This is a genomic window from Clostridium sp. C2-6-12 (assembly GCF_009928485.1).
Taxonomy (GTDB): Bacteria; Bacillota; Clostridia; order Clostridiales; family Clostridiaceae; genus Clostridium.
Map to the genome: position 1 here is coordinate 1 of NZ_JAABNP010000003.1, position 15932 is coordinate 15932.

A 15932-nucleotide genomic window follows, 5' to 3' on the forward strand; every position below is an offset into this window, starting at 1 on the left:
CATTATTCAATTTTCAAAGAACATAATTTTTATTAATTACTACGTCAAATCTACAGTTGATGCAGAACAGCTACTGGTTCTTTTATGCAGAAATGTTGTGAATTTCAGACTAGTTGCTATTATATTAGGTGAATAGTTCCATATCAAACCACATTCCATATTATGGTATGGCTAATTTTTTTTAATGAGAAAGTTCCTTATTGCAGCATAGCTGCTCTTTTCTATAGTGGAAAGATCCGTATTGCAGCATAGCTGCTCTTTTTTATAGTGCATGTCTTCTTATTTTATATTTATTAATTATAAAGGCTGAAATTATCATTAAGAAAGAAACTACAATCACAATTCCTATATCTGAATAACTGATACCCTTTCCATTTTCTAATGCTATTGTAAAATTTAAAATATGTCTTTGAGGCATTATATTTCCGATTAGGTTTATGATCCAGTTATTAGATATAGTGAAGAAGCTTCCTGCAAGTAAGGTTGTTATTATATTTATCATATTTCCAAGCATAGTAGCACTTTCTTCGTTTCTTGTAACTGAAGACATTAACAATCCAAAGGCTGAGCCTAAAAATGATAAAATCATTATAATAAATGCTAATTCTAAGGCTGTTACACTTGTATTTAAATTGAGTACCTCTTTTGATAGAACTGTGATTATTCCTGTTGGAATAAGAACCATTAAAAATACTGATGCAAAATGGCTAAATACATATTGTTCATAGGATATATTTGCACTTATTACTCTTTTTGCTATACCTTTTTGATCATCAAAAAAGAATTTATAAAGCATTACTCCAAGTATTATTACAAACATGGTTATATATCCAACTATGTTTGCAGCTACCCCTCTTTTTTCTCCATCTTCAAGTGCTACCTTTTCTCCATTTGCTATTCTTTCTAATTTATTTTTAAATTCCTCATCTTTAATTGTTTGTACAACTGCTTTTCCATTTTCAAAATATATTACAGCTTCATATTTATTTTTTACTAAATCTGAAAGGGGCACTTTATTTTCAAGTTTTACAATATTAATTTCATCACTATTAAAATTAATATCATTACCTCCTACTACACCAATATTAGCTTTAACCATAAAGCTGCTTGAAAAATATATTGCAGCTGCTATAACTACAGGCGTTATCAATACTGGCATCATTAAATAACCTTTATTATTTACCATTCTATATAAAATTCCTTTTATAACATTTATCATTTTTATTTCTCCTTTCCACTGAGCTCCAATTCTATTTGGTGAAAGTCACCAAACTTATATATAATCTTCAGGTTTATAATTAAAATGCATAATAGTCAATGCTGCTAATGATAATAAAAGCACTCCCACAACTATAGCATTATAATTTTGAAAATTATTATCATATATTACGCTAAAGGATAAATCTAATATCCACTTTATTGGACATAAATTAGCTATGGTACTTACTGTTTTTCCTAAATTATCTACTGGAAAGAACATTCCTGAAATAAAGGCTAATAAGCTTCCTATATTAGAAAGAATCGTATTAGTTAATTCTTCAGTTTTTATAATCACGCAAGCTGCTCCTCCAATTGTCACTGATAGAAATAAGAATGCCATAAATAATCCAAGGACATATATAAAATTCTCTCCACCGAAATTTACTATTTTTAAATAATTCATTAAAGCCATATTTATAGAAAAGCTTATTCCCATAAAAAGATAAGAGCTAATTATTTTTGACATATAAATTGTGATCTTTGATATTGGTGCATAAGCTATTCTTACATTTCCCTGTCTTAACTTCTTTTCCATGAATGTATTTGGAGTTATAGTTAATGAACCAATTATTAAATATATCATCATAGTTACTCCATAATAATCATAAGCTGTAATTCCCTCACTACCATAAAGGCTTGAAAAAATAAATCCAAATAATCCAATTAAAAGCCATGGATAAACTGTACATACTGTTACAACAACTGGGGTTGTAGCTAGATTTCTAAAATCTTGTTTTATAAGAGTCCATAATACCATTTTCTTCACCCCTAATCTCTTAATTTCCTTCCAGTTAACTTAAGGAAGACCATTTCTAAATTTCCTTCTTCACTAGTCATATGACTTATTTTTATATTTCTATCAACCAAGCTTAAAATTATCTTATCTAAATTTTCTATTTCCTTAATTGTTGTTACACTTAAACAATTTTCATTAAGATCTACCTTTTGTATTCCTTCTATATCGTATAAAAAGTCATATTTAAGTTCCTGGCTCTTTGAAATATCTAATGATATTTTATATACTCTTGTATTCTTATAGCTTTCCATAAGCTGTGGTATTGTCCCCTCAGCTATTTTAGTTCCTTTGTCCATTATCACTACTCTATCAGCTATTTCTTCAACTTCCTCCATATAATGAGTTGTATAAATTATAGTTGTTCCATTTTCTCTTAATTTCTTAATTGACTCTAAAATATGATTTCTTGATTGTGGATCAATACCTACAGTTGGTTCATCAAGTATTAGTATCTTAGGCTTATGAGCAATGGCACATGCAATATTAAGCCTTCTCTTCATTCCTCCTGAAAAAGTTATTGGTTTACTATCTTTTTTATCTTCTAGTCCCACCATTTTTAATGCTTCCATTACAGCATTTTTTAGATTTTTCCCACTCAAACCATATAAAGATGTAAAAAATTCAACATTTTTATATGCTGGTATTTCTTCAAATATGGCAAGCTCCTGTGGCACAATTCCTAGTTGTTGTTTTATCCATTTAGCATTATCCTTCATATCTCTGTCAAAAAACTTAACTTCGCCTTCATCATGCTTTAATATAGTTGAAAGAATATTTATAGTAGTACTTTTACCTGCACCATTAGGTCCTAAAAATCCTAATATTTCTCCTTCGTATAAATTAAAATTCAAGCCATTAACTGCTGTGTTTTCCTTATAATATTTTTTTAAATCTTTTACTTCTAATATTGATTTCATTAACTATCACCTCAAGGACTATAATACTCTCTAGTCCTATGTTGTGTAATCAACCGAAAGGTTGATTTATTTATATATGGCTATACAAAACTAATAAATAAATCATATACGGAAAACAGGCCATTCAATTTCAAAATTGAACGGCCTATAATATATACATATCCATAGATTTAATTCTTCATCTATTTAAATCCACAATAAAAATTATTCATTTTAATTTCATTCTTAATAATCGTTAATATTATTTAATAGGATAAAAGACATCTATTTTAAACTTTCCATTATCATAATTCATACAGTACTGTTCTAAAGGTTCACCATTAGTTTCATAGTTATTTAGCTGCATCCAATTTATTATCATAGCATGAGTATCGCCTTTTTCTCTTATAGAATCTGAAGATGCTGTAATATACCTTCCTTCAGGTATATAATTAAATTTAACTTTACTTTCTTTCCTTTTCTCCACTGGTATAGACACTTCTATATCTGCATTGTCAGAATCACAGTCTAAGTCATAATATTTTATTATGTGCCCACCCATTATTTTTAATCCATACTTATTTATTTCTTCATATAATAATCCAATTACCTCTCCCACATTTTTAATATTTATTTTTGCTCTTTTACTTATTACACTTATTTCATCTTTCATAACAATATTAATATTACTTTCATCCCATATGTTCTTTTTGTTTTTTGATCTATCTTCTTTTAATAGATTTTCTAAATTATCTTTCATATGGGCTAATTTTTGAATTTCCTCTTCAATATATGTTAATCTTTTTTCAATTGTTTCTTTAAAATTATCCTTATTATTATTCAATATAATTTCTTTAATTTCCTCAAGTGCCAAACCTGATTCCTTCAGTTTTATAATGTATTTAGCACTGCTAATTTGCTCTTTTTCATAATATCTATAATTATTTTCTTCACTAACGAAGCTTGGCTTTAAAAGCCCAATTTCATCATAATGCCTAAGTGTCCTAGTAGAAACTTTTAATATAAGGGAAAATTGGCCAATTGAATACATACTCGTTACCTCCACTCAATTTGATTCATGACTGATTTCATTCTTGAAGATATTTCTGGAATAATTCCATCTTGTAAAAACTTCAATATAATATTACTAGTTTGAGTAATCATATCCTCAAATTGTTTTTCTCCAAATTCAGCGGTAGACTTTCCTGGTGAACCGATATATCCTTCAGTTATACCTGCTTCTCTAAAGCATTTACCACCAGACCTTATAAATTTTTTCATATCTAAATAGACAGGTTCTAATTCATTATAGCAATCTCCAACCAGCTCTGGATGTTTATATAACATAAATGATGTTTCTCTTATATCAGCATGAATTTCCTCATGAGAGTCTGTTTCATTTTGTATATTTTCTTTATTATTTTCCTCTGAATAAATAATACGACTAGCAACTTCTAAAAGCTGAACATTAAACTTCTCTAAAAGATATTCTCTTGCATTTTCAATAGCTTTAACATGTCCTAGATCTAAATGATGATTGATAATTATAATTTTATTAATTCCACTTCTACCTAAAGATTCTCCAAAGTCAATCAATAAATTTTCAACTGTTTTACTTCTGTAAAACATAGTTCCTGGAAAATTCATTGCATTTTCATTATAACCTATTGGAAATGGTGGATGTATAATATAATTAAATTTACTTTCCTTTTCCTCAAGATAATTAACTACTTCTAACAGGCAATCCTTAGCCGCAATAAAATCAGTACCCAAAGGTAAATGTGGTCCATGCTCCTCAATGGGACTTAAGGCTAACATTACTACTGTTATCTCTTTATCTAATTTATCAAATTCCTTCCAAGTCATTTCTTCCATCTTTTTAATACACATAAAATCATCCTTTCTATTAACTATTAGATGATTTTTAGTATATTGTTTTACCCTACGTTAAAGTCAACAATTTTCTAATCTCTATTTTTTAGAGCTTCACTTAAAGATATTATATTAATATGTTTTTTCAACATTATATTGCTTACAAAATAAGAAACTCCCATTAAAATTATTATAAAGCAATAATCTTTGAGCTCTAACACAATTGAAAAATATGCCTGAACATTAGCTATTAAACTTGGATAAATTCCTTTTACTATTTTTAATGATACAGGTATTGAAATAACTGCTGAAAATATTACAGTATATAAAGAACTGCCCAAATATAATTTATTTATTTCTCTTTGATTATAGCCAAATATTTTAACTAAAGAAATGCTTTGAATACTTTTATCTATCATTAATTTCAAAAGTAAATACATGCTTATTACAAAAAGTATGCTTGAAAGTCCTATAAGAATCACAATAATGGGCAACAACATAGAAGTTAAACTTTCTGCTGATTTTATTATGTTATTAGATGAGGTTTCTGAAAATATATAATCATCATCAATATCTAACTTTTTCTTGGACAAATATCCATTAAAATATGATTTATCTTCCTTTAATAATTTATTCATTTGAGTTCTATTCATAAATATATTAAGACCTGATTTATAATTTACAATTCCTTTTACCTTTAAATTAAATATCTTATTTTCACTTTTATCTTTTAAAGTTATACTATCTCCTGTTTTTATACCAAATTTATTTTTTACACTTTCCGATATATACACCCCTGAATCATCTTCACTTATACTAAAAGGATAAAATTTAGATTTTTCATTAATTCCTTGAAGAGTTACATCCATATCCAATCCTAAATCTTTAAAGTATACAGCTAACCCTTTAAAAGTACACTTTTCAAGTCCATCATTTTCAGTAATTTCAATTGGAACCTTTAAAGTATACATATAATTATAAGTTATTTCTTCCTTAACATTTTTTACATATCCATTAATTGCTGAATTTGAGGAAACTCCAAAGACCAATAAAAAAGTTGCCATAAATATTCCTGAAAATAAAATAACATTACCTCTAATTTCTCGTAAAAATTCTCTTAATCTAAATTTTGTTATAAAGCCAAAATGATTTATCTTAATTTTGTTTAATTTGCTTGATTTCTTTTCTCTTCTCAGTAATTGAAGGGGTGTGCTGTTTAGCTTCCTAGAAATTATAAAATAATTAATGATTAATACTATTAATATAGGAATAATTATACCTGCAAAAATCAAATATGGTGGATATATTCTTTCAGCATTAGGTAGTGAATAAGCACTTGAAGTTGCATTTCCTATAGAATCCTCTATGATAAAACCTATGCCTGTTCCAATAATTGCTCCAGCACTGACAATAATTACTGGTAACATCATAAAATGCATCAGAATTTCATTCTTTACATATCCTAAAGAATATAAAGCCCCAATTATTGGACTTTCCTTATCTATGGAATTAATTAAAGACATTGAAATCATAAAGCCTATCATAATGCATAAAACAAAGCCAATTATTATAGATATATTTTTGTTAGTTTTGCTGTCATCTATATAACCTATAGCTCTTGTATTATCAGATATCTTAGTGAATTGAGTTACAACAGCATTTTTTGAAACAATATTTTCTATCTTATCAGCTGAAACTCCATTTAATTTAAATACATAGGAATAAGACTTATTCTTTAGATCTCTAAAATCCTCTTCACTTACAAAACCAATACCAAAATTCTTTGGATTTGGCACCACGTCAGAAAGTTTTTGAATAACATAGGTATAATCTGGTGCGGCTCCATATCCTACAATATTAAATTTCTTATTTTGAATTTTTAAATTAATATTAACATTATATTTATTTGCTTCTCCAAAATGACTGTCTAAAATAATATCATTATCTTTGTTTAATTTTTCTCCTTTTGTTATTGATAATTTATTTATGTTTTTCCTATCATTAAATATTCTTATAGTTTGATTTTCATAAAGTTTATAATCAACATAAAAATTTTCTTCAATGTTAACTCCTAAATCTTTTATTTTTTCTAAAGTAATATTATTTAAAGGCTCATTAACATAAAATTCTCCATCTTCCCGATTATTTTCCAATGCAGCTTTTTCTCCTGTATATATAATTGTATCTGCTGAATCTGAAAATCCTACTATTGCCATAGAACTTATTAATACTAATACTATTAATCCTAAATATCTGCCTATATTTTCAGTAAATTCTCTTATTATTCTTTTATTTAACACCATGTCACTCACCCCTTTCATCATATATAATTCTGTTGATATTTTTTACACTACTATCTTATCGAAATTTATTATTTTTTTAACATTAAATATGGCAAGAATTAATAGAACCAAAGCAATATAAAAATCAGTAATAATTGGAAATACTTCTTCATTACTTCTCTTTCCGTTAAAAAGATGAAGACCTCCTGCCAAGCAAAAATATAAACCACCTGTCATTGCTGCTGCAAATCTGAATTCTGATAAATAAATTGATAATATCCCAACTAAGCCCATACTTATATTAGCAAGTCCAATTTCTCTCACAATAATAAAACTTTTTTCATCTTCAGCTTTAAATATTTCTTTTGCTGTAAACGAAGGCTTTATAACCTGCTTTAGCCCTGCTGTAAATAAGCGTAATCCTACTCCTGAAAAAACGAACCATTTAAACATTACTCCAATGGTTCCAATTCCTAATGTTAAAATAAAAACTTCAAAACCACTTCCAACTATAGGCAATAAAACAAAAAATATAATTATTGATATCTCATATAACCTGATTTTTTTCATTGCATTATCACCTCCTATAAGTAAATGTTTTAATACAAATCTTTTTCTACCAAGTAATATCTCTAGCTTTCATTAATTTTTCATTGATATATTCTTTTTCTATCCTACCATCTCTTACTTTTATTACTTTGTGAGACATATATTTTATTGCATCATTATGAGTTACTATTATCATTGTTGTTCCATATTTCTTATTTACTGCTTCTAATAATTCAAGTATTTCTTTAGAAGTGTTATAGTCCAAAGCTCCTGTAGGTTCATCGCAAAGTAGCAGTTTAGGATTTTTAATAAGCGCCCTTGCAATTGCTGTTCTTTGTTGCTGCCCTCCTGATAAATGCCTTGGAAATTTATCTTGATGCTCCCATAATCCCAATGTTTTTAATAGTTCATCTTTATCTAAGGGTTCTTTTGTAAGATACTCACATACCTCTATATTTTCTTTAACTGTAAGATTAGGAACAAGGTTATAAAATTGAAATATAAAACCTAATTTATCTCTCCTATAGAAAGCTAAATCCTTAGAATTTAATTTAGATATTACTATATCATCAACTACTACTTCACCTGAATCTATACTTTCCAAGCCACCTATAACATTCAATAAAGTTGACTTTCCAGATCCTGAAGGTCCTAAGATTGTACATATATTTTTTTCTTCTAAAGTAAAGCCTGCCCCCTTTAGCACCTGAACTTTACTTTCATCTTCTCCATATGCTTTTTTTGCATCTATAACTTGTAGAAACATCTTTTCTCCTCCTTGTCTTAATACTTAATTAACTGACTTTTATAAATTAAGTTTTAATTGTTTTAACAGCTTTAGCTATATAAAAACTATCACCTAATTAATTGTTGAAGCACTACTTATAATGAACTACATTGTTTCTATAAAACCCATATTTCTATTTATCTTTTATTCTAACTTTACTTCCTAATTCATAATCTGAAGGAGAATTTAAAATAATCATATTATCCTTTATATCTTGTCCAAAAATTTCAATATCAGTATCTGTTTCAGTACCTTTTGTTATAGAAATTGCTTTAACTATATAATCTTTTCCTTGTTTTTCTGCAGCATATATACAATCTTTGTTATCTTTATCTTTTATTACACTTTCAACTGGAACTGTGTAAACTTCCTCTTTTTCATCTATGATAATATCTACTTGAGCTTTCATACCTATTTTAAGCTTAATAGTTGGATCATTAATTTTAAGCTTAACTTCATATTTAGCTTCTTTATCATTTGAATCATTGCTAAGGTCTAATTTATTATTATCCTCAGTCTTTGCTATTTCCTCAACCCGTACTACTTCACCTTGAATAATTTTTCCACCTGTAGAATCACTTTTAATTTCAGCCTTTTGTCCCACTTTTATTTTTTCAATATCTACTTCCTTAACATCAACATTTACAGTTACATTATTGGGATTCATAATTTCAAATAAAATTCCTGAACCTTGATTTCCTACATTTGCATTCTTTGCGCTTATTATTCCATATACTGGTGCTTTTATTTCTGCATTACTTAAGTCCTTCTTTAAGCTTTCAAGTGTAATATGCTGACTGTTATCTTCTGCTTTAGCTTTAGCTGCTTCATAGGTGGTTTTGGCAGTAACCAAATCTTGCTGAACTTTCGATTTTATATTATCAAGAGTTACTATGCTTTTCTCATAAAAATCTTCTGCGTTTTCATAAGAAATTTCATATGTCTTTAATTCCTGATCTGAAATGCTATCACTTTCATGTAGCTGCTTATACTTATCATAAAGGCTTTTCTTATTTTCATAATCTCGTTTTGCTTCATTTAAAGCCGTTTCAGCATTTTTTATATCTTGATTTTTATCATTATTACTTAAAACTAATGCATTATTATATACTGAATTTGCATTTTCCAATGCAGCCTGATTCGCAGCATTTGTGGTAACAATGGAAGCTTCCAATTCTTTTATTTGATCTTCTAGTTTGCTTGTATCTAAAATTGCCAAAATATCATTAGCCTTAACTTTATCTCCAAGCTTTATTTTTACTTCTTTTATTGGAAGATTTACATTTGAATAAACATTTGTTGAATCTTCACTTTTTACTTCACCCTTTGCATTAATTTTATTAATGTTCTTTCTTAATTTGAGAACAGTATATTTATCATCACTTAGCCCTTGATTATTTAAAACCATATTAGCTATAAAAGTTCCTAATATTAAAACTACAATCAATCCTAATACAAATAATACTTTTTTATTTTTTAATTTATTGTTTATTAAATTTTTCATTATTTCATCTCCTTGCTTAATTTTAATATTAAGATTTCTATCCACACACTTAATGAAAATATAATATTTTTTTCTTATAGATATCTATTTATTCCTTACCTTCTAAATATAACACTGTTATATCACAGTGTTATATTACAGCGTTATATTTATTTTGTCAATATACATTTACATTAATATACAAACTCTAATCCTTCCAATAAATTATTTTTTTATCTGTATTAACTAAAAAAATACCCTAATACATTATTCAAAGTTAATGTATTAGGGTATTCTTTACTTCATAAGCTCTTTCCAGCCTGAAAAAAAGAAGGTATTTATATTTTCAAATTGCTTTACTGCAGTTTCATATGGAACATCATGTTTTATAAATTCTGTTATTGATTTTATATAAAATTCAATTATTATATGAATTGTAAATTCATCAATATCAGAAACCTTTTTAACTGAATCTATAAACTCTTTAAGTTCCTTTAAAGATTTTTCTATAAACTTATCAATATAATTCTCCATGCTGGAACCACTAGAACTCATAATTACCATTTTACAAACATCATAGTTATCATACATATATTTAAGATATCTAAGATGGCTGTTCTTAGCTGTAAATATCTGCTGAGGAAATCCAACACCTTCTTTAACCATATTTCTTTCTTCTTCTTCGACTTCTTCAATTAAATAAAAAAATCCATCAAGTACATCTTTAACAAGAGTTACAAATATATCATCTTTATCCTTAAAATAACCATAGATTGCTCCCGTCGTAACTCCAGCTTGCTTGGCTATATTTCTAAGGGATGCATCTTTAAATCCTTTTTGCATGAATTCAGCCTTTGCACTATTTAAAATATTGTCAATGGTGGTTGAACCATCTTTATTATCTAATTGTTCACTCATCTTAATTTTTTCTCCTTATCAAAAAATGTATTATAATATATTCTCTACTTAGTACAATAAAACCCTATTACTTCATAGTAGTCTAAATTCAAATACTCAATATATGTTCTTTTCCAATCATCTTTAAAGTATATTATAACTCATATTTTGCTTTGTTAAAATGAAAATCAAATTCTTTTCTCCTATTTATGTTAGTAGATTATGTTAATTTTATATAATAACACTCTAGTTTGAACCATACTTTTATATAACTTTCTCTTAAAATATAGAAAGTTGACCTTGCATTTAATATAAAATTAACATTTCAATTACTTTATAATTTTTTTAACTATTTTATTATTTTAAAGTAGACTTAAATCCTCCAAGAAGCTGCTTCTAATTGAATTTCAGCCATATGCTTATATATTGTTCCTTCTTTTACTAATTTATCTGGGCTTCCTTGTTCCGCTACAATACCATCCTTTAAGACTACAATTTTATCCGCACCTGTTACGGTTCTCATTCTATGTGCAATAATAAGTACTGTTTTATTTTTAATAAGTCTTGATAATGCTTCTTGTATCATAGTTTCATTTTCAACATCTAGCGAAGCTGTTGCTTCATCTAATAATATAATAGGTGCATTCTTTAAAAAGGCTCTTGCAATTGAGATTCTTTGACGTTCACCACCTGAAAGTTCAGACCCATTTTCGCCAATCATTGCATTCCACCCTTTTGGCAATTTCTCTACAAATTCATCACAATGAGCAAGTTTTGCAGCTTTTATTACTTCTTCATCTGTAGCATTTTTTCTTCCAATACGGATATTTTCCATAATAGTATTATTAAATAAAGTAACATCTTGAAATACAATTGAATATAATCCCATTAATATTTCAGGATCAATTTTTGAAATATTCATACCTCCAACAGTAATTTTTCCTTTATTAATATCCCAAAATCGCGCTGCTAATCTTGATACTGTAGTTTTTCCACCACCCGATGGTCCAATTAATGCAGTCACCTCTCCTTGTTTAGCTGTAAAGGATACATTTTTTAATACAGTTTCCTTATTATCATATGCAAATTCAACTTGGTCAAATACAATGTCATAACCTTTATTAGTAAGTGCTTCCACGCCAGTCTGTACATCATGTTCAAGAATCTCATTCATACGCTCACACTGGATATTAGCTGCAATAATAGCTGCTAAATTCTGCAATGACATTTGCATAGGATCATACAATCTTGATACCAAAAGCAAAAACATAAAGAAAGTCAAAACATCCAAACTTCCATCTACAAGAAGCATTCCACCAGTAAGTGCAACGGTAGCTATTCCAAATTTTAAAATCATTTGGGCTGATGCAACAAAAATAGCAGTTCCAAGTTCTGTAATTATTGAACGTTTTTCAACATTTTTAATTTTTATATCCAATTGATCCATATATGCCGCTTCTGCATTGTTTGCTTTCAAATCTCTAACGGATTCTAAACACTCTTGAATTCCATCTGCACAAGCCATTTTTACACCCATTTGTTTTTTTCCTAGTGTATATTGTACTTTTGATGAAAGTAAGACAATTATAAATGAAACAGGAAGCACCCATAAAGCTGCTATTGCCATACGCCAATCAAAAAAGAATAAGCTCAATGCAACTAGAAAGGTTGAAATAATGGATCCTATAAGCTCTGGAATCCAATGAGAAGAGGCAGTTTCCAGCGTAGAACAATCAGCCATAATAGTACTAGTTAAATCCGCCAAATCCTTTTTTCCAAAGAAAGAAAGAGGAAGTTTTCTTAGTTTTTCAGCTAAGGATATTCTCCTAATTCCACTTTCTATATATGTTGCTAAAAATGTTGCATTATACTGAAAATATGTTGTAATGAATATGAGCACTAAACATGCTGCAATACCAATTGCATAATAAGAAAGATTAATTCCTCCAATATTATTATGCATCAAATCTCTCACCAAATAATAAAGAAGTCCTACAGGCATCATTAACACAATGTATGATAAAGTACAAGCGATGAATGCTTTTATCATGTCTTTTGCACCTTTTTCAGAAAGTGCATACTTATGTTGCAGTTTTTCAATTAATTTCACTTTTAACACCAACCTTCCATTTTACAGCACTGTTATATTGGTTCCACATATGTGAATATAATCCCTCTTGTTGTATTAATTCAAAATGAGTTCCAGATTCACATATCCCTCCATCTTTTAAAACATAGATACAATCTGTTTCTGTAACAGTAGAAAGTCTATGTGCTATCATAAATACTGTTTTTTCTTTTGATAAAATTGAAAACGCCTCTTGTACCTTTGATTCATTATCTGGATCAGCAAAAGCTGTAGCTTCGTCCAGTATTAAAATAGGAGCATTTTTTAGCATAGCTCTTGCAATAGAAATACGTTGCATCTCACCTCCTGAAAGGTAATTTCCTTTTGTTCCAATTATAGTATCAATTCCATCTGTCATTTTTTCTATAATATCTTCACACTGAGCATCTTTTAGTGCTTTTAATACTTCTTCCCTTGTGGCATTTGGCTTTGCAAGTCGTACATTTTCCAAAATGGAAGTTTTCAAAAGTCTACTATCTTGAAATACAAAGGATACTATATTCATCAATTCTTCTTTTGGAATATCCTTAACATTTACATTGCCAATTAAAACTTCACCACTATCTACATCCCAAAAACGAGCTATTACACTAGCTAAAGTTGTTTTACCACCTCCAGATGGACCAACAAAAGCTACATGCTCACCTGGATTAACTTTCAATGAAATTCTGTTTAAGGCATTTTCTTTTGCATCTTTATATCGAAAGGATACATCCTTAAGTACCACTGAGTTATCTTTTGGATTCTTAGGTGCTTTTGCTTCTACTAAGGGCTTTATATCCATTATGGTATCAATACGCTCTAATGCATCCTCAACTATCATCATATTTTCACTGGAATACATGATCTTATTTAAAGTAACTGTTATAATAGGAGTAATGATAATATAGAATAAAAGATTTAATAAAAACTCATTTGTAACTCCACTTTGTGTAAAAAATAAAGTTGCTGAGATTAATACAGCAAAAACTGAATTAATCGCTGTAGTATAAAATGCCATTGGCATTCGTAAATCTTTAGTATAAGAAATAACCCACTTTTCATAGCTGTCTATGGAGCTTTTAAATCGCTTAAAAGAAAATACAGACTGTCCAAAGGTTTTTACTATTGGTATACCACGCACATATTCAACTGCTTCATTTGACATCTGTTCTAAAGAATTTTGATATTCTTTCATTTTTTGCTTCATCTTGCTTCCAGTCATTGCTGACATAATAATAAAAGAAATCACAACAGGTATTAAACTTAGCAGTCCAAGACGCCAATCAAATACTAAAAGCATAGCAAGCAGACCAATTGGAGTTGCTAAAGCACCTGCTCTATCTGGCAATTGGTGAGCTAAGTAAGTCTCTGTCGCTGCACTAGACTCATTTACAATTTTTCTAATCTTCCCACTTCCAACATCATCCATAAATCCTAAAGGTAAGGCGAGAATATGATGCATAGCCCTTGATCGCATATTTGCCTGAACACGAAAAGCCGCTATATGAGAGCACATTAAAGCTCCTATATAAATAACCATAGAACAAGCTGAAAAGATTACTGCCATCCAACCATAATATGATAGATTTTCTGCTGCGCTGTAATTGGGCGAAACCTCCAATACATCTTTAATAATTTTCCATATATACACAAATGGTATTAATGCAAAAAGTGCACTTGCCCCAGACAATATCCAAGAAGCTATTGTTAGATATTTAAATTTTCCGGCATATCCAAATAATTTTGACATACTAGATTCTTTTTTCATTTGAAAACATCTCCTTTCATTTAAAACTGACCTATTTAACCTCTTTGGAAGCACGTTAGTCACAACTAACCAATGCATGTTTTTATCATCTTTATCAAACCTTTAATTAATTTGATTTAATATATTTAAGTTTTATATATTGTCATATCTCCTTTCCTATATTCAGTTGGATTCACTCCAAAAAGCTCTTTAAAAGCCGCTGCAAATTTACTTTGATTTTCATATCCAACACTTGCTGCTATATTCATAACAGTTTCATCAGTCTTTCTAAGCAGCGATGCAGCATACTCCATTCGATAATCCTTTATATATTTTGCAATGCTTTTCCCATACATAGCTTTAAAGCAGTTCTTCAGTCCAATTTGACTCATGCCATATCTATCTGATAATTCTTTTAAAGTAAAATTCTTAGATAAATCCTTAATAATCTCCTCATGGATATTTTTCACAATTTCTGTTTGAGATTTTAAGTAATATTTGTTTTTAGCTTTATTTTCATTGGCGCAAGTCTCACTTAAGAGCAAAAGAAGTTCTGCCACCTTAATTTTTATATAATTATCTTTTGCCTTTTCTTCTAGGTCAGGTAAATTATTTAAATCCAAGAAAATTCTTTCGATCTTACCTCCAACCCAGTTAATGCAATTTCCAACTTTCCAAAAATACTTTTTTGAAGGAAATAATTTATCTTTAAATTCATTTATATCATCTAAGGCATAATTTAAAATTTCAGGCATAGAATAAGACAATTTATTAATATACAAATATACTGATATGCCCTTATATTTTTCAACAAGTAATGTATTAACAACTGGAGGGTATTTATCTACTAATCCTGCATATAAATCACCGCTACCCATATATACACATCCGCCACCTTCAAAAACACATTCTATCTTACCCTCATGGCAATAACTAATCTCTATCATTTCCTCTTCAATATATTTTATAATTTCATTATTAACAACTGATGCTAAATCTCTATTCTCAAAATTTTCATTCCGAAGAACTATTCCTGGAAAAACTTCAAATAAACAAATATCACTATTCCCTTCAATATGGATTTTTTTCAAACTAATTCACCTCTAATCTAGCTATATATTTTCTTGTAAAAGGATTGCAAAAGTTAGTTTTCACTAACCTATTTAAATTATACTACAACGAACATTTTACAACTAACCCAAAACAACATATTTAGCTCCAAAATAAAAACAATTTAATTGTAATTGGTTTTG

13 protein-coding genes are annotated in these 15932 nt (G+C 28.5%); all 13 read right to left on the reverse strand.

Annotated elements, in window-relative coordinates:
• Positions 1-262 precede the first annotated feature (262 nt).
• The 13 genes from GXK56_RS03215 to GXK56_RS03275 all read right to left on the reverse strand — a co-directional run bounded on the left by GXK56_RS03215 (position 263) and on the right by GXK56_RS03275 (position 15770).
• The gene (locus tag GXK56_RS03215) at positions 263-1219 is read right to left on the reverse strand and encodes an ABC transporter permease (RefSeq protein WP_160684928.1); all 957 of its coding nucleotides are present in this window, start codon (positions 1217-1219) and stop codon (positions 263-265) included.
• A 54-nt stretch (positions 1220-1273) separates the two neighbouring features.
• Entirely contained in the window at positions 1274-2017 is a 744-nt protein-coding gene (locus GXK56_RS03220) for an ABC transporter permease (RefSeq protein WP_160684931.1), read from the reverse strand.
• 11 nt (positions 2018-2028) lie between these two features.
• Positions 2029-2973, reverse strand: a complete 945-nt coding sequence (locus GXK56_RS03225) for an ABC transporter ATP-binding protein (protein WP_160684934.1) — start codon at positions 2971-2973, stop codon at positions 2029-2031.
• 241 nt (positions 2974-3214) lie between these two features.
• Entirely contained in the window at positions 3215-4003 is a 789-nt protein-coding gene (locus GXK56_RS03230) for a helix-turn-helix domain-containing protein (protein ID WP_160684937.1), read from the reverse strand.
• Between the two features lie 5 nt (positions 4004-4008).
• Positions 4009-4842 (reverse strand): creatininase family protein, encoded by an 834-nt coding sequence (locus GXK56_RS03235; protein WP_160684940.1) that lies wholly within the window; start codon positions 4840-4842, stop codon positions 4009-4011.
• Between the two features lie 74 nt (positions 4843-4916).
• Positions 4917-7127: an FtsX-like permease family protein gene (locus GXK56_RS03240; RefSeq protein ID WP_160684943.1), complete on the reverse strand. Its 2211-nt coding sequence runs from the start codon at positions 7125-7127 to the stop codon at positions 4917-4919.
• A 42-nt stretch (positions 7128-7169) separates the two neighbouring features.
• A complete protein-coding gene (locus tag GXK56_RS03245) occupies positions 7170-7676 on the reverse strand; it encodes a DUF6790 family protein (protein ID WP_160684947.1) in 507 nt (168 codons plus the stop codon).
• Between the two features lie 46 nt (positions 7677-7722).
• A complete protein-coding gene (locus GXK56_RS03250; protein WP_160684950.1) occupies positions 7723-8421 on the reverse strand; it encodes an ABC transporter ATP-binding protein in 699 nt (232 codons plus the stop codon).
• Positions 8422-8575: 154 nt separating this feature from the next.
• Positions 8576-9946 (reverse strand): HlyD family efflux transporter periplasmic adaptor subunit, encoded by a 1371-nt coding sequence (locus GXK56_RS03255; RefSeq protein ID WP_160684953.1) that lies wholly within the window; start codon positions 9944-9946, stop codon positions 8576-8578.
• A 276-nt stretch (positions 9947-10222) separates the two neighbouring features.
• Positions 10223-10843: a TetR/AcrR family transcriptional regulator gene (locus tag GXK56_RS03260; protein ID WP_160684956.1), complete on the reverse strand. Its 621-nt coding sequence runs from the start codon at positions 10841-10843 to the stop codon at positions 10223-10225.
• A 352-nt stretch (positions 10844-11195) separates the two neighbouring features.
• A complete protein-coding gene (locus tag GXK56_RS03265) occupies positions 11196-12872 on the reverse strand; it encodes an ABC transporter ATP-binding protein (protein ID WP_202127825.1) in 1677 nt (558 codons plus the stop codon).
• A 46-nt stretch (positions 12873-12918) separates the two neighbouring features.
• Positions 12919-14700 carry an ABC transporter ATP-binding protein gene (locus tag GXK56_RS03270; RefSeq protein ID WP_160684962.1) on the reverse strand — a complete coding sequence of 594 codons (1782 nt, stop codon included), beginning with the start codon at positions 14698-14700 and terminating at the stop codon, positions 12919-12921.
• Between the two features lie 125 nt (positions 14701-14825).
• Positions 14826-15770 (reverse strand): AraC family transcriptional regulator, encoded by a 945-nt coding sequence (locus GXK56_RS03275; protein ID WP_160684965.1) that lies wholly within the window; start codon positions 15768-15770, stop codon positions 14826-14828.
• Positions 15771-15932: the final 162 nt, after the last annotated feature.